The sequence below is a fragment of the Actinoplanes sp. NPDC049118 genome (genome assembly GCF_040648555.1).
Lineage (GTDB): Bacteria > Actinomycetota > Actinomycetes > Mycobacteriales > Micromonosporaceae > Actinoplanes.
This window is the reverse complement of record NZ_JBEZDY010000002.1, coordinates 205,744-230,457: the sequence shown is the minus strand read 5'-3', so window position 1 is coordinate 230,457 and position 24,714 is coordinate 205,744. Positions and strand designations below refer to the sequence as shown.

Here is a 24,714-nt window from a genome sequence, read left to right as displayed (position 1 = left end):
GATGAATCACGCCGTTGAGGCACGAGGAACCGGGCGGCTGATCAAACGGCCCGACGACATCCGGCGGAAGGACAACGGCGTGTCTGTGCGGCGGATCCTGCGATTGGCACCCTGGGGAGTCCGAGCGCGCATCTTCACCTCCGTGCAACGGCGGATCCTGCCCCGGGTCGCACCCGAGCAGCGCTTCGGCCTTGCCCGGAGGATCGTGCCGCTGTCGCACCCGCCGCGGCTGCCGCTGATGCGGGTCGCCGCGGACGCGCCCACCATGCGGGTCCGCTACGGCCGGGGCTGGGTGACCGCCCGCCGCGACGCCGCGGCCGCACCGGCCCAGGTGCGCCGGCAGAACCTCGACCGCGCCATCGCCGCCCTGGCCACCGCCGGCGTCGACTGGTTCCGGATTCCCGCCCGCACGTTCCGGCACACCGCGCTGGCCGTGCCGGCCCGGGACCGGGAGGTGGTGCTCCGGATGCTGGAGGACCTGACGGCGGGCGGCGCCGGCATGCTCGAGGTCGTGCTGCCGCGCGGCCGCGGGGGCCGCCGGGCCCGGCGCGCCGCGCGCATCGTGCGGGTCTGCTGGCCGGTCACCGACCCGGACGGGAATCTGGTGCTCGGCCCCGACCTCGGCTGCGAGATCGAGTTCTGGGGCGAGCAGGACGGCAACCTGATCGGTCCGCGCAGCAAGGCCGACGTGATCCCGGCCGACGAGCCGGTGGTCAGCGCGCCCGAGGCCGCCTTCGGCCCGTTCTGCGCGCCGGACGACCCGGCCCGGTACCGGACCCGGGAGCTGTTCACGCTGCCCACCCCGGAGCGGATCAGCTTTCCCATCGACGCCGTGTACACCTGGGTCGACGGCGACGACCCGGCCTGGCAGGCCCGCAAGGCGATCGCGCTGGCCGCCAACGCCTGGCTGGACGACGCGAGCCGGCTCTCCGCCAACGACTCCCGATACGCCTCCCGCGACGAGCTTCGCTACTCGCTGCGCGCCCTGCACTGCTTCGCCCCGTGGGTGCGGCACGTCTTCCTGGTCACGGACGACCAGGTGCCGGCCTGGCTGGACACCGACCACCCGCGGCTCACCGTCGTCAGCCACCGGGAGATCTTCGGCGACACCGGCACGCTGCCGACCTTCAACTCGCAGGCCATCGAGTCGCGGCTGCATCGCATCCCAGGCCTGAGCGAGCACTTCCTCTACCTCAACGACGACGTCTTCCTGGGCCGGCCGGTCTCGCCGGAGATGTTCTTCACCCCCGGCGGCCTGACCCGCTTCTTCCCGTCCCCCGCGCGCGTCGACTCCGCGCCGCGCACTCCCGGCGACCCGCCCGCCGACTCGGCCGGCAAGAACAACCGGGAGCTGATCAAGGCGGCGTTCGGGCGGGTGCTGACCCGCAAGATGATGCACACACCGCACCCGTCGCGGCGCAGCGTCATCGAGGAGATCGAGAACCGGTTCGCCGAGCACGTCGACGCCACCGCCTCGCACCAGTTCCGGCACCCCGACGACATCTCGCTGCTCTCGTCGCTGCAGCAGTACTACGCGTACCTGACCGGCCGGGGCGTGTCCGGGACGATCGACTACAAGTACAACGATCTGGCGAATCCGGCCACGCCGTTCCGGCTCGCCGAGCTCCTGCGCAAGCGCAACCTCGACGCGTTCTGCCTCAACGACACCGACTCCTCGAACGTCGGGGCGGGCGAGCAGGCCGCGCTGCTGGGCGACTTCCTCCCCGCGTACCTGCCGTTCGTCTCGCCGTACGAGCTGGCCGAGCCGCGGCCCGCCACCGCGCCGCCCGCCCAGGTCACCGCGCAGCCGCCGGCGGTGTCCCGGCAGATCGGCCGGCAGGCCGGGCCGGCAGCGCCCGCGACCGCGCCCGACGTCGTCCGGCCCGCCCTGCCCGTCCTGGCCGACCGTGCCACGGGCGATCCGACCCCCACCAACACGCCCGTCGCCTGACGCGCACCGGAAAACCTGACGCGCCCGGGCGACCGGCCTGCGCTGTACGAAGGAGAGAACCCCCGTGAGCTACGACGTCGTCATTCTCGGCCTCGGATATGTCGGGCTGCCGCTCGCGCAGCAGGCCACCCGGGCCGGCATGTCCGTCCTCGGCTTCGACGTCAACGCGGCGGTTGTCGACGCCCTCGGCACGGGCCGCTCGCACGTCGACGACCTGTCCGACGCCGACGTCGCCGAGATGATCGCCGGCGGCTTCCGGACCACCGCCGACGAGACCCTGATCGCCGCGGCCGACGTCGCGGTGATCTGCGTGCCGACGCCGCTCTCCGAGGGTGACGGCCCGGATCTGCGGGCCGTGACCGGCGCGACCGCGGCCATCGGGCGCAACCTGCGCCCGGGAATGCTTGTCGTGCTCGAGTCCACCACTTACCCGGGCACGACCGACGACGTCGTCCGCCCGCTGCTGGAGGAGCTCTCCGGGCTGGTCGCCGGCCGCGACTTCAGCCTGGCGTTCTCTCCCGAGCGGATCGACCCGGGCAACGAGCGGTTCGGCGCGCACAACACCCCGAAGGTCGTCGGCGGCTACACCCCGGCGTGCGCCGACCGGGTCGCCGCGTTCTACGGGCGGTTCGTCGAGACCGTCGTGCGCACCAAGGGCACCCGGGAGGCGGAGACCGCGAAGCTGCTGGAGAACACGTACCGGCACGTCAACATCGCGCTGGTCAACGAGATGGCCCGGTTCTGCCACGAGCTCGACATCGACCTGTGGGACGTCATCAACGCCGCCGCGACCAAGCCGTTCGGCTTCCAGGCGTTCTACCCCGGCCCGGGCGTCGGCGGGCACTGCATCCCGATCGACCCGAACTACCTGAGCCACAACGTGCGCAGCAAGCTCGGCTACCCGTTCCGCTTCGTGGAGCTGGCGCAGGAGATCAACGCGACGATGCCGGCGTACGTGGCCCGGCGGGCGCAGAACCTGCTCAACGCCGACGGGCAGGCCGTGCACGGCGCCTGCGTGCTGCTGCTCGGGGTCACGTACAAGGCGAACATCGCCGACCAGCGGGAGTCGCCGGCGACGCCGCTCGCCCGCCACCTCGCCGCGCTCGGCGCGACGCTGATGTACCACGACCCGCACGTGACGAGGTGGAGCGTCGGCGGCGTCGAGGTACCGCGCACCGACGACCTCGACGGCGCCGCCGCGGCCGCCGACCTGGTGATCCTCGTCCAGCACCACCGCGAGTACGACGCCGACCACCTGGCCGGGATCGCCAAGCGCTTCTTCGACACCCGGGGCGTGACGCGCGGCGACGAGGCACACCGGCTGTGACCGAGACGAGCGTTGCGCCCGTCGCGCCGGCACATCGCGCGGGGCCCCGCCACGCCGCGGCCGGACCGGGCGTCACCGCGGCGCCCGCGCCCGGGCGGCACCGGCGCGACATCGAGGGGCTGCGCGCGGTCGCGGTGCTCCTCGTGGTCGCGTACCACTGCGGGCTCCCATACGTGACCGGCGGCTACGTCGGCGTCGACGTCTTCTTCGTCATCTCCGGGTTCCTCATCACCGGCCTGCTGCTCCGCGAGGCCGGACGTACCGGCACGGTCTCGATCCCGCGCTTCTACGCCCGCCGCGCGCTGCGACTGCTACCCGCCTCGACCGTCGTGGTCGTGGCGACGATGGCCGCCTCGGCGCTGTGGCTGCCGCCGCTGCGGCTGACCGGGATCCTCTCCGACGCACTGCACACCACGATCTACGCGATGAACTGGCGGCTGGCCGCCATCGGCACCGACTACCTGAACGCCGAGGCGGAGCCCTCGCCGCTGCAGCACTTCTGGTCCCTCGCGGTCGAGGAGCAGTTCTACCTGGTGTGGCCGCTGCTGCTGCTCATCGTCGTGCGCCGCGGCGGCCGCGGGCTCACCACGGTCCTGACCGTGGTGACCGCGGGCTCGCTGCTGTTCTCGGTCTGGCAGACCCAGCACAACGCCGGGTGGGCGTACTTCGGCGCGCACACCCGCGCCTGGGAGCTGGGCGTCGGCGCCCTGCTCGCGGTCGGCGCGACCCGGCTGGCACGGCTCGGATCCGGGGCGTCCCGGGCGCTGACCGGGTGCGGGCTCGCCGCCATCGTGATCTCGGCGTTCGGCTACACCGCGTCGACCCCGTTCCCCGGGTACGCGGCCCTGCTCCCGGTGCTCGGCACCGGTGCGGTCATCGCCGGCGGCTGCGCCGCGCAGTCCGGGCTGTTGGGGCTGCCGGCGCTGCAGGGCATCGGCCGGCTCTCGTACTCCTGGTACCTGTGGCACTGGCCGGCGCTGCTCATCGCCCCGTACGCGTTCGGTCACGAGCTCGCCACCTGGGAGAACGTGGCCGTCGCGCTGGGCGCGCTGCTGCTCGCCGGGCTCACGTACGCCGTGGTGGAGAACCCGGTGCGGCACCTGGCCGCGCTGCGCGACCGGCCCTGGCGCGGAATCGGCGTCGGTGCCGCGCTCTCGCTGGCCGCGGCCGGGCTCTGCGCGCTCATCACCTTCACGGCCGGGCACGCGAGCGGGATCAGCAGCTACCGGGCCACCCCGCTGACCGACGTCGGCCGGCTGGGGCAGAGCCTCGCGGCCGCCGCGACCATGCCCGCCGTGCCGCTCAACCTCACGCCGGCGCTGGAGAAGGCGGCCAAGGACAAGCCGCGGATCTACCGCGAGAAGTGCTCCGGCGCGTTCGACGACCCCGAGGTCAAGACCCCCTGCGAGTACGGCGACCTGACGTCACCGACCACCGTGGTGCTGTTCGGCGACTCGCATGCCGGGCACTGGTTCCCCGCGATGGAGGCCATCGCGACGCAGCGGCACTGGAAGCTCGTGATGGTCACCAAGAGCGCCTGCTCCGCCGCGGACACCCTCATCTACCTGGAGCAGCTCAAGCGCGAGTTCACCGAGTGCGTGCAGTGGCGCCGGGCCGCCTGGCAGCGCATCCGCTCGCTGGACCCGGCGATCGTGGTCATGGCCTCGACCGCGCCGAGCAACAAGGCGCTCAACGTGACCGGCACGCAGGACCAGGCCTGGGTCGACGCGTGGAAGCGGTCCGTCGACGCGGTCTCCGGGCCGGGCACGAAGGCCTACTTCATCAACGACACGCCCTGGCAGGCCGGCTCGATGCCCGACTGCCTCTCCGCGCACATGGACGACCCGCGGGCCTGCGCCCGCAGCCGGACGACCGCGGTCAACCTGCCGGAGCGGCGCAAGATGGTCATGGCCGCGGTCCGGGCCGAGGGCGCGCGGGTCATCGACCCGCTGCCGTGGTTCTGCACCGCGAGCCGCTGCCCGGTGATCGTCGGCAACATGCTGGTCTACAAGGACCAGCACCACGTGACGACCGCGTACAGCAGGTTCCTGGCGCCGCTGCTCTCCGCGCGGCTGAAACCCTAAGCTCCCGCCGTCAGACCCGACACGGGCCGGCCCCTAGCGGGGGTCGGCCCGTTTTGTCGTGTTCGGCGGCCGGTCGGCAACCGCCCCGCAACCGTCCCGCGCCCGGTGTCGCAACTCGACGGTGGCAGGCACCCGGGCGGCAACCCAGCACTCACCACAAGGCACCCGGGCAGGCATCAGTGAAGGGCGCGGACGTCCCGAAGGGAATTGCGTACCTGGCGAACAAGGCGTCCAGGCGGTGTTCCCCGAGAGGCCGGTCCCGTGAAGAAGACCCTGGTCCGTCGCCTCGCCGTCCTCGCGATCGTCCCCGCCGCCCTCGTCGGCGCGATCGCGGTCGCCGCGCCGGCCCAGGCCGCCGCCGTCTCCTTCACGACGCTGCAGACGCAGGTCGTCAGCCTGTCCAACAAGGAGCGCGTCAAGGCCGGCTGCAAGGCCCTGCGGGTCAACCCCCAGCTGCTCTGGGCGGCGCGCGGCCACAGCAAGTACATGGCGACGACCGGCAAGTTCAGCCACACCGGCGCCGGCAAGTCGAGCTTCGTCGCCCGGGCGAAGGCCGCCGGCTACACCGCGCCGCGCAGCGAGAACATCGCCTGGGGCTACCGCAGCGCCACCGAGACCGTCAACGCGTGGATGAAGAGCCCGGGCCACCGGGCGAACCTGCTCGACTGCGGCGCAAAGACGTTCGCCGTCGGCGTCGTCTACTCGTCCAACGGAACGCCGTACTACACCCAGGAGTTCGGCAGCCGCTGACCGCGGCGCCACCCAGGCAGAACCCTCCCCCGGTCCGGCCGGCATGCCCCCGCATGCCGGCCGGCCAATTTCTTCGTCTGAGTCAGACCGCGACCGGCGCGCCCGTACGCGAGTACGACAGCACCGCGTGGCGGCCGAGCAGGCGCTGCTCCTCGGTCAGCCCGGGCACGTCCCGCGTCCACCGCAGCACCGCGTCCCGCTCGTCCTGCCGGTTGGCGTCGTCCAGCACGACGGTGGCGGTGGCGGCCAGCCGCTTCTCGAGGACGGACAGGGCCGGGTACCGCGCGTCCGGGCCGACCGCCGCCGGCGGTCCGTCGACGAGCAGCAGGTCGACGTCGGTGACGTCGTCCAGCGCCTTGACGTCGTACCACTGGTGGGTCTTGCCCTCGATCGTGAGCTCACGCAGCGGCGCCTCCCGCACCTCGACGACCGCGTCGAGGCCGTGCGCCGCGACCAGCGCCCGGGTCTGCCGGGCGTAGTCGGGGTCGTGGTCGAGCGAGACGAGCTTGGCGCCGTACTGCTCGAGGGCGTAGCCGAGCCACACCGACGACGTGCCGCTGCCCAGCTCCAGGACCAGCCGCGGCCGGCGCAGCCGGACCAGGTGCAGCAGGTCGAGCAGGTCCGTCGGGTTCAGCGCGAAGTCGCCGGACGACGGCATCGGCGCGCGGGGGGTGAACTGCTGGAACAGCTGGAACAGCGCCTCGATCTCGCGGCTCTGCGCGCGCAACAGCAGGTCCGTGCCGTGGCCGGCCTGCCGCAGCCCGCGGGTGACCGTCCGGGTCAGGTCCTGGTGCCGGTCGCCGGCGCTGAGCCGCTCCTTCTCCACCGTGGCGACGACCCGTCGCTGGAGCTGCTCCACGATCGTGCGCATCTCGCGGGTCGCCGTCTGGTTGGCGCGGTACACGCCGCCGATCCAGCGCGACAGGTGCAGGATGCCGAGCAGGACGCCGACCAGCAGGGCGGCCACCAGCGAGACGGCGAGTCCCTGGTGGCCCGACGCGGCCGCCGACCATACGCCGAGGCAGAGGGCCAGGATGACCATGAGGACCACCGCCTGCGGGCGGGTGAGACTCCGCAGCCGCACCGCCAGCCGACCGCCGAACCGGACCAGGCTGCTCATAGGGACCTCCCGAATCATGTGCGCCTGGGGCGCGGGTCAACACCATCGGTAACGCCCGCGGCGACACCGTCGTTACGGGCGTGGGTCAGCGCGTGGCGGCGGTTCCGGCACGCTGCACCGAGCGCTGCGCGGGCGCGGCCGGATGCGGTGTGGTCACGATGCCCGCGATGCGGTCGACGAAGAGCTGCGGGTGGTGCGCCTTGGCGACCACCGCCCGGGCCCGGCGACTCTGCTCCGCGTACAGCTCCCGGTTGGCCTGGTAGCGCTTGAGCGTCGCCCTGGCCTCGCCGGGTCCGCAGTAGACGGCGGCGTCGCCGTACACCGCCGCGTGCCGCTCCGGCATCAGGACCACGCAGCCGAGCGCGGCCGCCTCCAGGGCCGGGCGGGAGTACGTCTCGATCCGCTCCCGGCTGGGGAAGTGCAGATAGAAGTCGAGCTGGTGCACGAACGTGCGCAGGTCGAGGTCGGCCGCCTCGTAGACGAGGTACGTGCGCGGCCCGCCGACCTGATACCCGGTACGCGGCCAGTCGGGCAGCCGCAGCCGCACGTCCCACCTGCCGACCTTCTCGTAGACGGCGAGCGCCTCGCGCACGTCACGCGGCCAGACCCCTTCGTCGCCGAGGTCCGTGCCGACCACCGCCAGGCCGCCGGAGACACCGTTGCGGCTGGCGGACCAGCGCTCGCCGTCGATGACGGCCGGCAGGTCGTAGGGCGTCAGTTCGACGTTCTCCCCGCGCAGCACGGCCCGGATCTGTGGATCCTGCGGGCACCACACCGGCTCGGGCCCGAACATCCGGACCGCGGCCCGGGAGCAGTCCTCGGGCGAGTACCGCCGGTCCTGGTCGTCGAGCCGCAGCGGTGCCTCGTCGGCGACGATCATCACCTGCCGGGCGCGCAGCCGGCACTGGTCGCCGGGCGGGAATTGCAGCACGGCCGCCTGCCGCACGATGACCAGCTCGGCGCGGTTCTCGTCGCCCGGCAGGAGCTGGTCGACCCGGCCGTCGTTGACGAGCTGCTGCACCGGCCCGCAGAGCGGCCACCGGCGCCGGGCCGGCGGGCGCATCGACTCGAACTGGACGATCGCCACGCGCAGCCCGCGCGCGGCGAGCGCCCGGATCTCCTCGAACGCCGACCGCTGCGCGCCCTGCAGGAATCGCCAGTCGGCGACCACCACGACGTCGTAGTCGGGCCGGCCGGCGTCCTCGCCGCGGGCCAGCCGCAGGTGATCGGGGACGGCGAAGGGGCGCCGGCCGCCGTCCCGCGGCCGGTGCGGCCCGGCGGTGCCGGCGGCGATCCGCGAGTGCCAGCGCTGGTACGCGGACATGTACGCGGTCCGCGCCGGGTGCATCCAGTACGGGCGGATCTCGGAGCGCGACAACGAGTCGAGCGAGAGCCGGATCAGCGCCAGCGGCCCGGACTCCACGTGGCACACGGCGTGCTCGCCGTACACGGCACGCATCCGTCCGATGTACTCGGAGTCGGCGGCCTTGCGTACCCGGTCGAAGTAGCCGATCCGGCCCATGACCAGTGCGCGGCGGAAGAGCAGCGACGACGGGTTGAACCGGCCCCGCCGTACGCCCGGCCGGGTGACCAGCAGGTCGTCGGTGACGCCGAGGCCGTCGGAGGTGGTCGCGACGAGCCGGCGGTCCTCCAGCAGCGGCCGGACCTGCAGTTCGAGCCGGCGCGGATGGGACCAGTCGTCGGAGTCCTGGAACGCCACGAACTCGCCCTCGGCCGCGTCCAGGCCGGCGTTACGGGCCTCGTAGGTGCCCATGTTGACCGGCTGGCGGACCAGCCGGATCCGGCCGCCCAGCGCGACGGCCCGGGCCAGCACGCCGTCGTACTCCGGCGGCGAGGCGTCGTCGACGATGATCACTTCGACGTTGCGCCAGGACTGGTCGAGGATCGAGCGCACCGCGGTGATCAGGCCCTCACCGGGGTGGTAAGCGGTCACGATCACCGAGATCCGCTCCGGCGCGTCCACCCCGGGCACCGCGGCCGCGACCGTGAGCCGGTCGAACGGCGGCACGCCCTCCTTGTGCTCGAGGGCGAGCGGCGGATCGGGCAGCATCCCCCGGAACGTGGCGAGCCAAGGGATGACCGGTCCTGCGCCGACGAACGGGTTCGCCAGGTCGAGCTCCAGATCCGTCCGCACGCCGTCGCTCAGGTCCCGGTACGCCCGCAGCAGCGCCCTCGCCTGCTCTGCACCCTGCCAGGCGAACGCGAGTTGCGCGTGCAGGCCCTGATGCGCCGACGGCAGCGCGGCGGCGCCGAGCGCGACCCGGATCAGATCGTAGAGGGCCAGCGCGTCGGTGCGGTCCTCCGGCAGCATGTCCTGCTGGGCCAGGGTCTGCGCCAGACCGGCGAGCACCGTCGGCCTGACCTGACGGCGCCGCCGCCGCAGCCAGCGGCCGTCACCGGCCCGGGCGGCGCCGAGCAGGTCGGCGTAGGACCCGCTCTCCTGCAGGCCGGAGCGCGCCAGCAGCAGGCGGGCGTCGAGCGAGCGGATCCGGATCGCCGTCGGCGGCAACGCCGACCGCACGTGATACCGGGAGATTCTCAGGTAGTCGTCAAGCAGACCGGGTGTCTCCCCCATGCGGCAACAGACCTCTTCACGTACGCCCTGGATGTCGCTAGGGCCAACGTCAACAGAGCGATCGAGGTGACGGTCGGGCCGGCGCCGTCGTCGGACGGCCCGTAGCAGCGGCGCGGAGGAGCCGCCTCAGACCGCGGCGAGCAGGGCAGCCTCGACCCGTTCCCGGGCGGCCGGATCCGCCCAGGCCCCGACGAGATAGAACGCGTCCACCACGTCGCTGCCCAGCGTGGAGATGCGGGCCGCACGGACCTCGGCGCCGGCCTCGTCCAGCGCGGACGCCACCCGGAAGAGCAGGCCCGCCGAGTCGGCCGCCCGCAGCTCCAACACGGCCGCGTCGGTTGCGGCGCCGCGGTGCCAGACCACCCGGGGCGCGGCGCCGCCCCGGGCCGACATCGCCCGGGCGCGCAGCCGCTGGGTCACCGACACGTCGCCCGCGGCCACCCGGCGCAGGTCGGCGGCGAGCGCCACCGGGTCGGCCGGTGAGCCGTACCGGGGCTGGGTCAGGAACTCCACGATGGCCCGGCCGTCCACGGTGGAGGCGTCGGCCGCGATCACGTCGAGGCGGTGCAGGGCCAGGCACGCGGCCACCGAGCCGAGCAGGCCCCGGCGGTCGGCCGCGGCGACCGCGACCCGGTCGCCGTCGAGGTGTACGGCGGGCAGGTCGCCGGCGAGCAGCTCCGGGTCCGGTTCGGGCGGGGCCGGCAGCGCCCCGCCGTCGAGCACCGTGTGCGCCCGCCGGACCAGCTCGGCGATCAGCCGGCCCTTCCAGTCCGACCAGGCGGCCGGCCCGGTGGCGTGCGAGTCCGCCCGGGCGAGCGCGTGCAGCAGGTCCAGGGTCGCCGGGTCGCCGACGGCCTCGGCGACGGTGGTGATCGTGACCGGGTCGCTGAGGTCCCGGCGGGTGGCCACGTCGGGCAGCAGCAGATGCAGCCGGACCAGCTTCTCGATCGTGACGACGTCCGCGGGCGGCAGGCCGATCCGGGCGGCGACCTCGGCGGCGATCGGCGCGCCGACGAGGCTGTGGTCGCCCGGCAGGCCCTTGCCGATGTCGTGCAGGAAGGCGCCGATGAGCAGCAGGTCGGGCCGGTCGACCTCGCGGGTGAACGCGCTCGCCTCGTACGCGGCCTGCACCAGGTGCCGGTCCAGGGTGAACCGGTGGATCGGGTGGTGCTGCGGGAGGCTGCGCAGCCGGGCCCACTCGGGCAGCCACGCGTCGATCAGGCCGTACCGGTCGCAGGCCTCCCAGGTGGGCAGCAGCCCCGGGCCGGAGCCGAGCAGGGAGACCAGCGCGGCGCGGGCCGCGGGCGGCCACGGCATCGGCAGCGGCGGGCAGAAGGCCGCCAGCCACTCGCAGGTGGCGCGGGCGATGGGCAGCCGCACCGTCGCGGCCGCGGCGGCGATCCGCAGCGACAGGGTGGGGTCGGGCACGGGGCCGATGGCCGTGCGCGCGAGCACCAGCTCGCCGTCCTGCTCGACCACGTCGCGGGCGACAGGGCGCCGGGCCGTCCGGGCCGGGCCGCCGCGGCGGCGGCCGCTGCGCAGCCGGTCGGCGGCGCGCCAGGCGTCGTCCAGGGCGTGCGCGATCGTCCGGGCGTCGCCGGCCACCCGGCGCAGCAGGGCGTCGGAGCCGTTCGGCTGGTCAGGGGTGGCGGCGGGGTGGTTGGGCGGGCCGTCGTCGAGGCCGAGCAGCTCGGCGACCGCCGCGCGCTCCTGCGCGACGAGCCGGTCCACCCGGCGGCCGACGGTCAGGTGCAGCGCGTCGCGGGTGTCGAGCAGGCGCAGGCTCGCGGCGCGGACGGCGGGGCGCATCGTGTCGGCGACGCCGGCCCGGCCGATGCCGCGCAGGATGGTGAGGTCGCGCAGGCCGCCGGCGGCCTCCTTGAGGTCGCCCTCCAGCAGGAACGCGAGCTCGCCGTGTGTCGCCCAGCGGGACGCGGTGAGCTCCTTGAGCTGCGGCAGCAGGCGTACGGCGGTGCGCCGCCACTGGTCTGAGGCGGCGGCGACGAGCTCGGCGGAGAGCCCCGCGTCACCGGCGACGTGCCGGGCGTCGAGCAGGCCGAGCGAGACCTTGACGTCGTCGTGCGCGACGGAGAGCGCCTCGGGCAGGGTACGCACCGAGTGGTCCAGCCCCAGCCGCGCGTCCCAGATCGGATACCAGAGTGCCGACGCGATGCGCTCGATGCCGGCCGTGCCGTTGTGCAGCAGCACCAGGTCGAGGTCGCCGTACGGTGCGCAGTCCCGCCGGCCGAGGCCGCCGACCGCGATCAGGCTGACGCCGGGCAGGTGGCCGGGGAACATGGAGGACAGCCAGGCGTCGAGCGCCGCCGCCCGGTCGGCCCGGGCGGCGGTGCCGATGTGCCGGCGGAGCGTGTCCAGTGAGCCGCCGGACGGTACCTCGGGCGGCGCCGACGGCTCACTGACCACGTATGACAAATCGATTCCTTTTCGTCAGATGTCGAGGAACCGGGTGTTACAGCGCGTCGAGGCCACGTTCGCCGGTGCGAACCCGGACCACGTCCTCCACGGCCGTCACCCAGACCTTTCCATCGCCGATCTTGCCCGTCCGCGCCGAGGTGATGACGGCGTCGACGACCTTCTCGACGTCGATCTCGTCGGTCAGCACCTCAACCTTGATCTTCGGAAGGAACTCCACCGTGTACTCGGCACCCCGGTACACCTCGGTGTGGCCCTTCTGTCGTCCGTACCCCTGTACCTCGCTCACGGTCAGGCCCGCCACGCCGAGCGCGTGCAGAGCCTCCTTCACCGCGTCGAGCTGGTACGGCTTGATGACCGCGGTCACCAGCTTCATGCTCAGTCCCTCCATCGCAGCCATCAGGGGAAATTAACCGGCGACCTTTTCACTGACGGGAGTCTTCCCGTCAGTGCTGCCCGCCGGCGTGATCCCGGCCATCGCGAAGGCGCTGCCCGAGCCCGTGGTGGGCGAGAAGTCGTACGCACTCTCGGCGTGCTCGGCAACGTCGATGCCGGCCACCTCGGTCTCGGCGTCGACCCGGAAGACCTTGACGGCCTTGAGGATCAGCGCGAGGACGATCGCGATCACGAGAGAGTAGACCGTGACCGCGGCGCTGCCGACGAACTGGCGCCACAGCTGGTCCACGCCACCGCCGTAGAACAGGCTCTCGCGGGCGGCGACGGCATTGACCTGGGTGGTGGCGAAGAAGCCGATGCCGAGGGAGCCGATCCATCCACCGACGAAGTGGACGCCGACCACGTCGAGCGAGTCGTCGTAGCCGAGCTTGTACTTCAGGCTGACCGCCAGTGCGCAGACCGCACCGGCGATGATGCCGAGCACGGCCGCGGGCAGCGGGGCGATGAAGCCACAGGCCGGGGTGATGGCGACCAGACCGGCGACCGCGCCGGAGGAGGCGCCGACCAGGGTCGGCTTGCCGTCGCGGAGCCACTCCACGATGATCCAGCCGAGCAGCGCGGCGGCCGTGGCGACCTGGGTGTTGACGAACGCGACCGCGGTGATGCTGTCGACGGTCAGCTCCGAGCCCGCGTTGAACCCGAACCAGCCGAACCACAGCAGGCCGGCGCCGAGGGCGACGAACGGCACGCTGTGCGGCTTCATGGCCTCGCGGGGCCAGCCGACGCGCTTGCCGAGCACGAGCGCGACACCGAGCGCCGCGGCACCGGCGTTGATGTGGACCGCGGTACCGCCGGCGAAGTCGAGCGCGCCGAGGTTGACGCCGATCCAGCCGCCGCCCCAGACCCAGTGCGCGACCGGGACGTAGACGAGGGTGAACCAGCCGGCGGCGAAGAGGATCCAGCCGCCGAACTTGAGGCGGTCCGACAGCGAGCCGCTGATCAGGGCGACGGTGATGATGGCGAACATCATCTGGAAGACCATGAAGGCGTAGGTCGGGATGCCGGTGCCGGCGCCCGCGACCATCCATTCCTCGCCGATCCAGCTGGTGCCCGTGCCGAAGTACTGGCTGAAGCTACCGATTACGTGGTTGGCACCCGAGCTGTCGTTGGTGCCGAACGCCAGGGTGAAGCCGTACAGAACCCACAGGACGGAGACGAGCCCGATACTCGAGAAGCTCATCATCATCATGTTCAGGGCGCCCTTGGACCGGTTGAGGCCACCGTAGAACAGCGCCAGGCCCGGAGTCATAAGCAGTACGAGCGCAGACGACAGGAGCAACCAGGCGGTATTGCCGGTGTTGATCTCCACGCTGCCTCCTCTCGGATTAGGTGTCCTACCACACGGCCAAGGTGGGCAGCGTCGCCTGCTGGCCGGTTCGGGCGGAAGCCTTTCGCTCTGCTGTTTCGCGCACGGTCTACGCGCGATTTCCGACGCGTGACGGCTTGTTTCGTACGTGTGAAGAAACTCTCACAGCAGGCCGAGCGAAGTGCCCTGAACTGGGACAATAGGCCCAAGGAGACACGCAAAGAGGATCATCACCTCGTCAACGGCGTGTCACCTTAAGGCGTACTCCAGGGTGTGCCGCTCGTAATCGAGCAGCCGGAGGTCGCGCATCGGCCGCCGCAGGTGTCCCTTGTGCACGATGCGCACGAAGGCCGGATCGCCGGCCGCGGCCATCCGCCGGATGCCCTCGACGTGGTCCACGATCCGCCTGCGGATGGTCCGGACCAGCCGGTGCCGGTCCCGCGGGATCAATCCGTACGCGTCCGCGAACAGCCGCAGCCGCCGCGGCCGGTTCGGCCGCTTCCAGCCCAGCGTGTAGGAGTCCCGGTCGCTGAACAGCGGCACCCAGGTCCAGGCCGCATAGGCCACGTCGTAGATGCGCGCGCCCGGCGACGCGAGATCGAAGTCGATGAGCGCCAGCGTGCCGTCGGGGCGCCAGACGACGTTGTGCGGGGCGGCGTCGTGGTGGCAGATCACCTCGGTGTCCGGCGGCGGCGGGCCGAACGAGCGCCAGACGGCGCCCGGCGGCGGCTGGAAGCCGTACTGCGCGTCGTGGAACATGCGCAGCATCGTGGCGACCGTGACCAGCGCCTCCTCGGTCGTCCAGTGCGGGGCGAGCGGGTATTCGCCGCACTCGCCATCCAGGTACGACAGCACCTCGCGGCCGCGCTCGTCCATGCCCAGCGCGTGCGGTGACCCGGTGAAGCCGACCCGCTGCAGATGGTTGAGCAGCGAGTGCACGGCCGGGGTCCACGGGCCCGCGTTGCGGCGCACGGTGTCGCCGACCTTCGAAACCGTGCTGACATTGCCGCCATGGAGCGGGATCTCGCGCCGGGAGTCCTGAAGATCGTGCTCCTGCGTCACCCACGACCTCCCCTGGAAGCGCCCCGGGGCCGGGGTCCGCCGCCTCCGAGACTACGCGTCGGTGCCAAGCAGGGCCTCGACGAACGCGGCGGGATCGAACGGCGCCAGATCGTCCGGGCCCTCGCCCAGACCGACCAGCTTGACCGGAATCCCCAGCTTGTTCTGCACGGCGATGACGATGCCGCCCTTGGCGGTGCCGTCCAGTTTGGTGAGCACGACCCCCGTGACATCCACCACGTCGGTGAAGACCCGGGCCTGTTCCAGGCCGTTCTGCCCCGTCGTGGCGTCGAGGATGAGCAGCGTCTCGTCGACCGGCCCGTGCTTCTCCACGACCCGCTTGACCTTGCCGAGCTCGTCCATCAGCCCGATCTTGTTCTGCAGGCGGCCGGCCGTGTCGATGAGCACGGTGTCGACGCCGGTGTCGATGCCGCGCTTGACCGCGTCGAACGCCACGCTGGCGGGGTCGCCGCCCTCGGGACCGCGGACCGTCTCGGCGCCGACCCGCTCGCCCCACGTGATGAGCTGCTCGGTGGCCGCGGCGCGGAACGTGTCGGCCGCGCCGAGCAGCACCGTGCGGCCGTCGGCGATCAGGACCCGGGCCACCTTGCCGCAGGTGGTGGTCTTGCCGGCGCCGTTGACGCCGACCACCAGCATGACCGCCGGGCGGCCGTCGTGCGGCGTCGTCTTGAGCGTGCGGTCCATCCCCGGGTCGAGCGCGGCGGTCAGCTCCTCGGCCAGCTGGGCGCGTACCTCGGCCACGGTCCGGGTGCCGAGCACCCGGACACGCTCGCGCAGCCGCTCCACCAGGGCGTGCGTGGCCTCGACGCCGACATCGGCGGAGATCAGGCTGTCCTCGATCTCCTCCCACGCGTCGTCGTCGAGGTGATCGCGGGAGAGCACGCTGAGCAGGCCGCGGCCGAGGACGCTCTGCGAACGGCTCAGCCGGGCCCGCAGGCGCACCAGGCGCCCCGCGGTGGGCTCCGGCGTCTCGATGACCGGTTTCGCCTCAACCGGCGCCGTCTCGACCGGTGCGGCCTCCGCCGTCTCCGCCGGTGGAGCCCCGGCGACCGGCTCCCGCGTCGGCTCCGCAATCAGCGGCGGCAGCTCCTCGGCCGACGGCGCGGCCGGCGGGGGCAGCTCGCGCCGGCGCAGCCGGGGCACGACCAGACCGATGGCCCCGACCACCAGCACAGCCAGCAGGATCAGGGAGACGACCACGTATTCCATTCCGAAATCCTGACAGATGTCCCGCGGGGGCGTGGGAGCACCCGTCCCCGTCCCTCACGGGCGGAGGGCTACCCGATCATCTCCGAACACCGGCTGGCGGAAACCCGGGCCGCTGGGGAGGATGGGATCATGTCGCGCCACCCGGTTGCCCGTTGACCGCCGCCCACCTGCTCATCGGCCCCGTGCTGCGCCGCGTCGTCGGCGACCGGGCGACGATCTGGGTCGAGACGACCGCCCCGGCCGTCGTTCGCGTGAAGGTCGCGGGCGGGGGCGCCGGCTCCGCGAAGACCTTCACCGCGTACGGGCACCACTACGCGATCGTCGTGGTCGAGGGCCTGGTCCGGGGCACCGCGAACGAGTATGAGGTGCTGCTCGACGACAACCCGGTGTGGCCGCAGCCCGACACGCCGTACCCGCCGAGCGTGATCGTGACCCGGCCCGCCGACGACGCGGACCGGCCCGTCAGCCTGACCTTCGGCTCCTGCCGCGAGGCGACCGCGCACGCCACGGGCCGCCGGCTGCCGCCCGACGCGCTGGACGCGTACTCCCGGCGGCTGATGGCCGACCCGCGCGACCCGGACCTGCGCCCCGACCTGATCGTGCTGCTCGGCGACCAGGTGTACGCCGACAACACCTCGGCGAAGGTCCGGCGCTTCCTGCGCGGGCGGCGCGCGTCGGGGCACTACGGCCCGGCCGACGAGGTCGTCTCGTTCGACGAGTACACCCGGCTCTACCTGGAGTCGTGGCGCGACCCCGAGGTGCGCTGGCTGCTGTCCACCGTGCCGAGCGTGATGATCTTCGACGACCACGAGATCATCGACGACTGGAACACCTCGGCCTCCTGGCGCCGGGACATGTCGGCGCAGGACTGGTGGCCCGAGCGGATCTCCAGCGGGCTGGCGTCGTACTGGGTATACCAGCACCTGGGCAACCTGAGCCCGGACGAACTGGCCGCGGACCCGCTGCTCGCCGAGATCACCTCGGTGGAGGACGCGACTGCGGCGCTGCACGACTTCGGCATCTCCGTCGACTCGCCCTCGTCGGCGGAGAACACCGACCGGCCGTACCAGTGGAGCTTCGCGCTCGACGTCGGGCGTACCCGGCTGGTCATGCTCGACAACCGGTGCAACCGGGTGCTGACCACGGGACGGCGCGAGATGCTGCCCGCGGCGGAGTGGGGCTGGTTCGTGGATCAGGCGCACGGCGACTACGACCACCTGGTGGTCGGCTCGTCCCTGCCGTGGCTGCTGCCGCCGGCCATCCACCACCTCGAGGCCTGGAACGAGCGCCTCGCCGACTCCGCGGGCCCGCGGCGCGCGGCCTTCGCGGAGAAGGTACGCCGCACCTTCGACCTGGAGCACTGGGCGGCGTTCACCCGCTCCTTCGACGCGCTGACCGAGCTGTTCCGGCGGCTGGGCGAGGGCGGGCCGGACGCGCCGGGGCACCGGGTCGGCGCGGGTGGGGCCTACGCGGCACCGGCCTCGATCAGCGTGCTGTCCGGGGACGTGCACCACTCGTATGTGGCGCGGGCGGACCTGGGGCCGGCCGCGGTGACGCCGGTGCATCAGCTGACCTGCTCCCCGATTCACAACCAGGTGCCGGCTTTCATGCGGCCGCTGATGCGTTTCAGCTGGTCACGAGCGGCGGCGAAGGCGGTGCGCGGGTTGGCGCGCAGCGCCGGGGTGCGCCGGCCGCCGGTGCGGTGGAAGCGGCTGAACGGGCCGTACTTCGGCAACGCGGTGAGCACGCTGCGGCACGAGGGAGCGCAGGCGGACATCCGCGTCGAGGGCACGAACCGGGACGGCGAGCTGACGATCGTCGCCGACGTCCGCCTTCACGACGCCTGACCAGCCGATCGCTCGGCGATCCAGTCTTACGCGCTCGGCCACATCCACGTCGGCGAGGTGCTGGCCGAGATCGCCGACGAGGAGGACTTCGCCGGCATCCCGGCGACCGCACTGCTGGAGGCGCACGCCGGTTTCGTGGGCGACAAACTGGCCAGGGCCAGGCTGCGAGTGCTGGCTCAGCTCCCCGCGGCGGCAGTGCTGGACCTGGATGGGGATTGGGCCGACAGCATCGCCGACACGGTGCAGCTCACCGAAGGCGATCTCTCGAGAGCACACGCGGTCTGGACCGCGCTGAAGCACTGCGTCGCCTATGTCACCACCGAGACGAGCAGTCCGTCCGCCTGATGGCCGAAGATCACATCATCGCGATACCCGACAAGGACGCGTGAGCGGCTGAATATGTCGTAGGGGCGGTACAGGATTGCTCCATGACTTCCTGGACCGCTCCTACGGCGCGGCTGAGCAAGCGACCTTCGATCGGCACGCGGCCTGTCGACCGCCACAGCGGGCACACCGACGACCGGGGCGGCGCCTGATGCCGGCGGGGGATTGGCGCCTGCACGCCGTCGCGGACGACGCTCTGCTCGGCGAGATGACGATCTACGAATACGACTTCCCCTGGCTCTACGCCAAGCTCGCCGCCGCGCCGGCCTTCGCGCCGCTGCGGCCGTTGTTCGTCGAGGAGGCGCGGCTGGCGCGTTCGGACGACTTCGGGGACGCCTGGGAGGCCGCATACGCCCGGGTGCGGGCCGCCGCCTACCTCGTCGATCCCGACGGCACCCGGGTGCCCGAGTTTCTGCTGCACATCGACGGCGACGAGGCCTGGTGGCGATACAGCGACGAGGCGTTCGACGAAGAGTGAGCGGTGAGGAGTGAGCGGCGAGGAGTGGGTCAGGCCCGGGGCAGCGCGGCGGCGCCCTGGTCCTGGAGGGTGAAGGTCGTCTCCAGCGCGGAGTCGCCGACCTCCTCCGCCACCAGCCCGGTCGCGCCCAGCGGGTGCCACTGCAGGAAGGCGGCCCGGTTGCGCACCGCGTAGGTGGTGCGGCCCTCTTCGTCCTTGCCCGCCGCCTCGAAGGTGAAGAGTTGCGTCGGCTCGTCGGCGTCGCAGGCCGCGGTCACCACCGTGAGCGTGCCGGTCCCGTCGCCGCGCACCTGCAGGCAGAGGGCCTCGCCGCGGCCGCGCAGCGCGCCGGTCTTGATGAGGCGTTCCCGGGCGCCGCCGCCCTTGGGCACCGGCACGAAGAGCGCCCGGTCGGTGTAGTCGTCCGTCACCTGAAGCCGGCCGCCGCCGGTGACGGCCAGCACCGAGTCCGGCAACTCCGTCTCGTTGAGCCGCGGCAGGAAGAAGACCTGCCGCTTGCCGTCCAGGAAACCGGCCGGTGCCGGCGCCCCGCCGAGGCCGGAGGTGGCGGTGGCCGATGGCGCGCCGGACGGCGCCGGACCGGCCGAGGGCGGGCCGGCGTCGGTCGCCGAGGGGCGGTCGTCCGCGGAGCAGCCCTGCAGCGCGAGGGCGAGAACGGCAGCCCCGAGCAGAGTCTTACGCATCGACATCCTCTCAGCCGCGGCCAGCCTACGTCGTCGGTCGAGGGCCGGCCGCACCGATCAGGCTGCGATGGCGAGCGCCTTGCGGAGGTAGGGCAGGTCGTGGGCGCCGGACCAGCGGTACGCGGGCAGCTTCTGCGCGCGGGCGCCGCGGACCGCGCGGTCGTCGTCGTCGACGAAGAGCACCCAGGGCGCCTCGACGCCGAGCGCGGCGCAGCCCCGCTCGAAGTACTCCGGGGCCGGCTTGTGGATCTTCAGCTCCCAGGAGCTGACGATCGCGTCGAACTCGCCGGTCAGGGCGAGCAGGTCGAGGTCGCCGCGGAGCACGTCGGTGGCGTTGGTGGCCAGGCCGACCGGGCGACCGGCCGCCCGTACCTCGCGCACGAACGCGAGCGCGTCGGGGTCGACCGTGCCGCGGTGCCGCTGCCACTCGGTCACCGCCGCCTTCGCGGAGTCCTCCGGCAGCGGCAGGCGGGACGCCACCAGTTGCATCCACTCCGCGTCGGTGATCTCGCCGGACACCGCGGGCCGCAGCAGTTCCCAGGCCGTGGCCGTGTCCAGGAGCGTGCCCGGCTCCAGGCCGTACGTCCGCTCGACCGCGGCGGGAACCTCGGGGTCCCAGCGGCGCAGCACGCCGTCCAGGTCGATGAGCAGCGCCTGGGCGGGTTGGCGGTGCATGGTGTGCCTCAGTCCTCCGGTTCGCGGTTCAGCCGCTGGCTGATCACCTGGGTGACGCCGGCGCGCATGGTGACGCCGTAGAGGGCGTCGGCGACCTCCATCGTGCGCTTCTGGTGCGTGATGATGAGCAGCTGGCTCTTCTCCCGCAACTGCCGGAAGAGCGTAATCAACCGGCCCAGGTTGACGTCGTCGAGGGCGGCCTCGACCTCGTCCATGATGTAGAAGGGGCTGGGGCGGGCCCGGAAGATCGCGCAGAGCATCGCCACCGCGGTCAGCGAACGCTCGCCGCCGGAGAGCAGCGACAGCCGCTTGATCTTCTTGCCCGGCGGCCGGGCCTCGACCTCGACGCCGGTGGCCAGCATGTCCTCGGGATCGGTGAGCACCAGCCGGCCCTCGCCGCCCGGGAAGAGCACCTGGAAGACGGTCTGGAACTCGCGCGCGGTGTCCTCGAACGCCGACGTGAAGACCTCGAGGATCCGGTCGTCGACGTCCTTGACGACGGTGAGCAGGTCCTTGCGGGTCGCCTTGAGGTCCTCGAGCTGGTCGGAGAGGAACTTGAAGCGCTCCTCCAGGGCGGCGAACTCCTCGAGCGCGAGCGGGTTGACCTTGCCGAGCAGGGCCAGGTCGCGCTCGGCCTTGTTGGCCCGCTTCTCCTGGGTGGGCCGGTGGAACGGCACCGGCCCGGGTGCGTCCTTTCCGTCCTTCTCCGCCTGCGCGGCCTCGGCCTGGGTCGGCGGGACGAGCTGGTCCGGGCCGTACTCGGCGACGAGGGTGTCGACGTCGAGGGAGAAGTCCTCGGCCGCCTTCGCCTCGAGCTGCTCGATCCGCATCCGCTGCTCGGCGCGGGCCACCTCGTCGCGGTGCACCTCGCTGGTGAGCCGTTCGAGCTCGGCCATCAGGCGCTTCGCGCTGGCGCGTACCTCCTGCAGCTGGGCCTCGCGGGCGGTGCGCGCCCGGGCCAGTTCGTCGCGGGCCTCGAGCGCCGCGGCCAGCGAGACCGCGACCCGGGCCATCGCGGCCGCCGCGCCCAGCGCGACCGCCTTCGCGATCTCGGCGCCGCGGGCCCGGGCCGCGCGGCGGGCGGCCGCGCGCTCGCGGGCCTGGCGTTCCGCGTTGGCCTGGCGCATCAGGGAGTCCGCGCGGCCGGCGATCGAGGAGACCCGCTCCTCGGCCGTGCGCACGGCGAGCCGGACCTCCATCTCGTTCTGCCGGGCCTGCGGCACCAGCGCGGACAGGGTGTCGCGCTCCTCGGTGGAGGGTTCCTCGTCGATCGGGGTGGCCTCGGCGAGCCGCAGCCGCTCCTCCAGCTCGGCGAGCCCGGCCAGGTCGCGGTCGCGGTTCGCCTCGGCCTTCTGCCGCGACGCACCCAGGCGCTCCGACTCGGCCTTGGCCGAGCGGGCGGCAGCGCCGAGCTCGGCGAGCCGGCGGGCGGCGGCGTTGCGCTCGCCCTCGGCGGCCCGCTTGGCGGCGGCGGCGACGTTGACGGCCTCCTTGTGCTCGGCGACCTCGGCGCGGGCGTCGGCGAGCTGCGACTTGAGCTCCCCGATGGACTGCTCGGCGGTCTCCCGGTTGGCCCGGGCCTCGTCGACGGCGGCCTGCACCTCGATGTAGCTGGTGGCCTTGCCCGAGCCGCCGGCCGCGGCGTGCGCGCCGAGCACGTCGCCGTCGGGCGTGACCGCACGCAGCTCGGTGTTCTGCGCCACCAGGCGGGTGGCGGCGGCGAGGTCGTTCACCAGGACGACGTCGCGCAGGGCGCGATTGAGCGCGGGGCGGATCGTGTCGGGGCAGCCGATGACGTCGGGCGCCCAGGTCGCCCCCGCCGGCAGCTGCGGCCGCAGTGAGTCGAGCGAGCCCTGCATGCCGGGCGCGGCGGGACCGCCGACGATGAGCGCGGCCCGGCCGGCATCCGCGATCTTGAGCGTACGCATGGCCTCGACGGCCTCGTCGATCCCGGTGAGCGCGACCGCGTCGGCGAGCGCGCCCAGGGCGGCCGCGAGGGCCGCCTCGTGCCCGGGCCGGACGGTGAGCATCGAGGCGAGGCTGCCGAGCAGGCCGGGCACCTGGCCGGCCTTGCCGAGCAGCGCGCCGGCGCCGTCCTTGCGCTTGAGGCCGAGGGCGAGCGCCTCCTCGCGGGCCTTCCAGCTCGCGGCGTCCTTCTCGGCCGTGCGCTCGGCGTCGGAGAGCTCCTTGACGACGGCGGCGGCCCGGTCGTGCGCGGCCACGGCCTCGGCGTGGCGTTCGTCCAGCTCCGCGTTGTCGCGATCGGCCTCGGTGGACTCCGCGGAGACCGCGTCGACCTCGGTCTGCGCGGCCTCCGCCCGCATGAGCGCGTCGTTGTGCGCGACGGCGAGCCGCTCGATCTCCTCGGCGGCGCTGCCGGTACGCGCGCGGGCGGCGTTCACGTTGCCGGTGAGCTTGGCCAGGCCCTCGCGGCGGTCCGCGATCGCCTTCGCGGCCGCGCGCAGGGCGCCCTCGGCCTGCAACAGCTGGCGCTCAAGCTCCTGGCGGTGCTCGACGGCCTCGGCCAGGCGCATCTGGTCGTCGGTGAGGGCCTCGCGCAGCTCCTCCTCCTGCTCGCGGACCCGCTCGGCCTCGGCGACCAGCTGGTCCGGGTCGCGGCCCGGGCGCTCGTCGTCCGGCGCCGCGGCGAGGTGGCGCAGCCGCTCGCTGGCCAGTTGCTCGGTCGACCGGAAGCGTTCCTGCAGCGCGGAGAGCTTGTACCAGGTGTCCTGTGCGGCCGCGAGCAGCGGCGCGTCCTCGGCGTGCGCGGCCTCGAGGTCGGCGAGCCAGCGCTGTACCTCGCGGTTCTCCTCCTCGACCTGCTGGCGGCGGTCGCGCATCGCCGATTCGTCGGCGATCTCCTTGTCCAGGGTCGTCCGCAGCGTGTGCAGGTCGTCGGCGAGCAGCCGCAGCCGGGCGTCGCGCAGGTCGGACTGGATGCCGGCGGCGCGGCGGGCGACCTCGGCCTGCTTACCCAGCGGCTTGAGCTGGCGGCGCAGTTCGGCGGTGAGGTCGTTGAGCCGGTTCAGGTTGGTCTGCATCGCGTCGAGCTTGCGGATCGCCTTCTCTTTACGCTTGCGATGCTTGAGGACGCCGGCGGCCTCCTCGATGAAGGCGCGGCGGTCCTCGGGCTTGGCGTGCAGCATCGCGTCGAGCCGGCCCTGGCCGACGATGATGTGCATCTCCCGGCCGATGCCGGAGTCGCTGAGCAGCTCCTGGATGTCGAGCAGGCGGCACGAGCTGCCGTTGATCTCGTATTCGCTCTCGCCGGAGCGGAACATCCGGCGGGTGATCGACACCTCGGTGTAGTCGATGGGCAGGGCGCCGTCGCCGTTGTCGATCGTCAGGGTCACCTCGGCGCGGCCGAGCGGGGCCCGCCCGGCGGTGCCGGCGAAGATGACGTCCTCCATCTTGCCGCCGCGCAGCGCCTTGGCGCCCTGTTCGCCGAGGACCCACGCGATGGCGTCGACGACGTTGGACTTGCCGGAGCCGTTCGGACCCACCACACAGGTGATGCCCGGCTCCAGCCGCAGCGTCGTAGCGGAGGCGAAGGACTTGAAGCCCTTGACCGTCAGGCTCTTGAGGTGCACGGATCTCCGGGGGTCGGCGGGTATCTGCTCGTCAGGAGGTTACCCGCAGGTGCGCGCCTTGTCCGCGCACGCCGCGCGTCCCGGAACGTGCCCGTCTCTGACGGGTCGGCGCCGTTTGTCCGATTACCCGAGGAGCGATCGACGGGTCGAATTGAACCATGCGCAAAAAGATGCGCGCCGCCACTGAGGGTGGAGGCGCGCTTCGCGGGGTGCGTCACGTGATGCGAGGGGATCTCGGGCACCGGTTCGCGGCACCCGGTGAAGCTCAGGTCAGCGCCGGCTCGGTCAGCCGCAGAAGATCGTCTGCCTCCGCGGCGGCGGCCGCGAGACGATCGTTCTCCGCCCGGAGGCGGGTGATCTCGAACTCCAGAGCCTGCACCCTGGAACGCAATCGGGTGACCTCGTCGAGCAGGCGCCGGTCGGGCGCCGCACCTACGTGGCCGTAGAGGGCCTTCGCCATTTCGTCTCCTTGTAAAGCGCTGCCGGAAAGGCCGGCCAAACGCGCGCCCAGTGGTACCGCACACGTCATACTCACGGACACGCGTGAGCACAAACTCCTGCACCCCGGAACGTGCTGTGGATGCAAATTGATCCGCGTCCAGGACTCGACTGGACACAGATGGGCGCGACTGGCGACTTCTCCATGGTGCGCCGATACCCACGCTCCGTCAAGCCATGCGCACCGCGTCAGCCCCGCCCGACAAGTGAATCACGCCACCCCCGCCGCCCTGTCCAGGAACTATTT

General features: G+C 72.7%; 18 protein-coding genes. 7 read left to right on the top strand and 11 right to left on the bottom strand.

The window, feature by feature from the left end; all coding sequences use genetic code 11:
* Window positions 1-79: 79 nt before the first annotated feature.
* The 4 genes from AB0B58_RS03570 to AB0B58_RS03555 all read left to right on the top strand — a co-directional run bounded on the left by AB0B58_RS03570 (window position 80) and on the right by AB0B58_RS03555 (window position 6,112).
* The gene (locus AB0B58_RS03570; RefSeq protein WP_360216811.1) at window positions 80-1,951 is read left to right on the top strand and encodes a stealth family protein; all 1,872 of its coding nucleotides are present in this window, start codon (window positions 80-82) and stop codon (window positions 1,949-1,951) included.
* A 64-nt stretch (window positions 1,952-2,015) separates the two neighbouring features.
* Window positions 2,016-3,278 (top strand): nucleotide sugar dehydrogenase, encoded by a 1,263-nt coding sequence (locus tag AB0B58_RS03565; RefSeq protein ID WP_360216808.1) that lies wholly within the window; start codon window positions 2,016-2,018, stop codon window positions 3,276-3,278.
* Entirely contained in the window at window positions 3,275-5,362 is a 2,088-nt protein-coding gene (locus AB0B58_RS03560; RefSeq protein WP_360216805.1) for an acyltransferase family protein, read from the top strand. Before AB0B58_RS03565 ends, AB0B58_RS03560 begins: the two co-directional genes overlap by 4 nt.
* 261 nt (window positions 5,363-5,623) lie before the next feature.
* Entirely contained in the window at window positions 5,624-6,112 is a 489-nt protein-coding gene (locus AB0B58_RS03555; RefSeq protein ID WP_360216802.1) for a CAP domain-containing protein, read from the top strand.
* A gap of 82 nt (window positions 6,113-6,194) precedes the next feature.
* Here the strand turns inward: AB0B58_RS03555 and AB0B58_RS03550 are convergent, their stop codons facing one another.
* From AB0B58_RS03550 to ftsY, 7 genes are all read right to left on the bottom strand, one after another.
* Window positions 6,195-7,232, bottom strand: coding sequence for a class I SAM-dependent methyltransferase (locus tag AB0B58_RS03550; RefSeq protein ID WP_360216799.1), 1,038 nt, complete (start codon window positions 7,230-7,232; stop codon window positions 6,195-6,197).
* An 85-nt stretch (window positions 7,233-7,317) separates the two neighbouring features.
* Window positions 7,318-9,828, bottom strand: coding sequence for a glycosyltransferase family A protein (locus AB0B58_RS03545; RefSeq protein ID WP_360216796.1), 2,511 nt, complete (start codon window positions 9,826-9,828; stop codon window positions 7,318-7,320).
* Window positions 9,829-9,954: 126 nt separating this feature from the next.
* Window positions 9,955-12,204, bottom strand: a complete 2,250-nt coding sequence (locus AB0B58_RS03540; protein WP_360217467.1) for a [protein-PII] uridylyltransferase — start codon at window positions 12,202-12,204, stop codon at window positions 9,955-9,957.
* Between the two features lie 94 nt (window positions 12,205-12,298).
* Complete coding sequence (locus AB0B58_RS03535) at window positions 12,299-12,637, bottom strand: P-II family nitrogen regulator (RefSeq protein ID WP_184998642.1); 339 nt, start codon at window positions 12,635-12,637, stop codon at window positions 12,299-12,301.
* A 33-nt stretch (window positions 12,638-12,670) separates the two neighbouring features.
* Window positions 12,671-14,026 carry an ammonium transporter gene (locus AB0B58_RS03530; RefSeq protein ID WP_360216793.1) on the bottom strand — a complete coding sequence of 452 codons (1,356 nt, stop codon included), beginning with the start codon at window positions 14,024-14,026 and terminating at the stop codon, window positions 12,671-12,673.
* Window positions 14,027-14,272: 246 nt separating this feature from the next.
* Window positions 14,273-15,085, bottom strand: coding sequence for an aminoglycoside phosphotransferase family protein (locus AB0B58_RS03525; RefSeq protein WP_360216790.1), 813 nt, complete (start codon window positions 15,083-15,085; stop codon window positions 14,273-14,275).
* A 51-nt stretch (window positions 15,086-15,136) separates the two neighbouring features.
* Complete coding sequence (gene ftsY / locus AB0B58_RS03520) at window positions 15,137-16,312, bottom strand: signal recognition particle-docking protein FtsY (RefSeq protein WP_360216787.1); 1,176 nt, start codon at window positions 16,310-16,312, stop codon at window positions 15,137-15,139.
* Between the two features lie 152 nt (window positions 16,313-16,464).
* Between ftsY and AB0B58_RS03515 the strand changes: the two genes are divergently transcribed.
* The 3 genes from AB0B58_RS03515 (at window position 16,465) to AB0B58_RS03505 (ending at window position 19,021) form a co-directional block, all read left to right on the top strand.
* On the top strand, window positions 16,465-18,159 hold the full coding sequence (locus tag AB0B58_RS03515) for an alkaline phosphatase D family protein (protein ID WP_360216784.1): 1,695 nt from the start codon (window positions 16,465-16,467) through the stop codon (window positions 18,157-18,159).
* A gap of 57 nt (window positions 18,160-18,216) precedes the next feature.
* On the top strand, window positions 18,217-18,504 hold the full coding sequence (locus AB0B58_RS03510; protein WP_360216781.1) for a hypothetical protein: 288 nt from the start codon (window positions 18,217-18,219) through the stop codon (window positions 18,502-18,504).
* Window positions 18,505-18,694: 190 nt separating this feature from the next.
* Window positions 18,695-19,021 carry a hypothetical protein gene (locus AB0B58_RS03505; protein ID WP_360216778.1) on the top strand — a complete coding sequence of 109 codons (327 nt, stop codon included), beginning with the start codon at window positions 18,695-18,697 and terminating at the stop codon, window positions 19,019-19,021.
* Between the two features lie 29 nt (window positions 19,022-19,050).
* On the opposite strand, the gene AB0B58_RS03500 is transcribed toward AB0B58_RS03505, so the two are convergent.
* From AB0B58_RS03500 to AB0B58_RS03485, 4 genes are all read right to left on the bottom strand, one after another.
* Window positions 19,051-19,704, bottom strand: a complete 654-nt coding sequence (locus tag AB0B58_RS03500) for a hypothetical protein (protein WP_360216775.1) — start codon at window positions 19,702-19,704, stop codon at window positions 19,051-19,053.
* 57 nt (window positions 19,705-19,761) lie between these two features.
* Window positions 19,762-20,379, bottom strand: a complete 618-nt coding sequence (locus AB0B58_RS03495; protein ID WP_360216772.1) for an HAD-IA family hydrolase — start codon at window positions 20,377-20,379, stop codon at window positions 19,762-19,764.
* Between the two features lie 8 nt (window positions 20,380-20,387).
* Window positions 20,388-23,969: a chromosome segregation protein SMC gene (gene smc / locus AB0B58_RS03490; protein ID WP_360216769.1), complete on the bottom strand. Its 3,582-nt coding sequence runs from the start codon at window positions 23,967-23,969 to the stop codon at window positions 20,388-20,390.
* Window positions 23,970-24,234: 265 nt separating this feature from the next.
* On the bottom strand, window positions 24,235-24,429 hold the full coding sequence (locus AB0B58_RS03485; RefSeq protein ID WP_125804837.1) for a hypothetical protein: 195 nt from the start codon (window positions 24,427-24,429) through the stop codon (window positions 24,235-24,237).
* Window positions 24,430-24,714 lie beyond the last annotated feature (285 nt).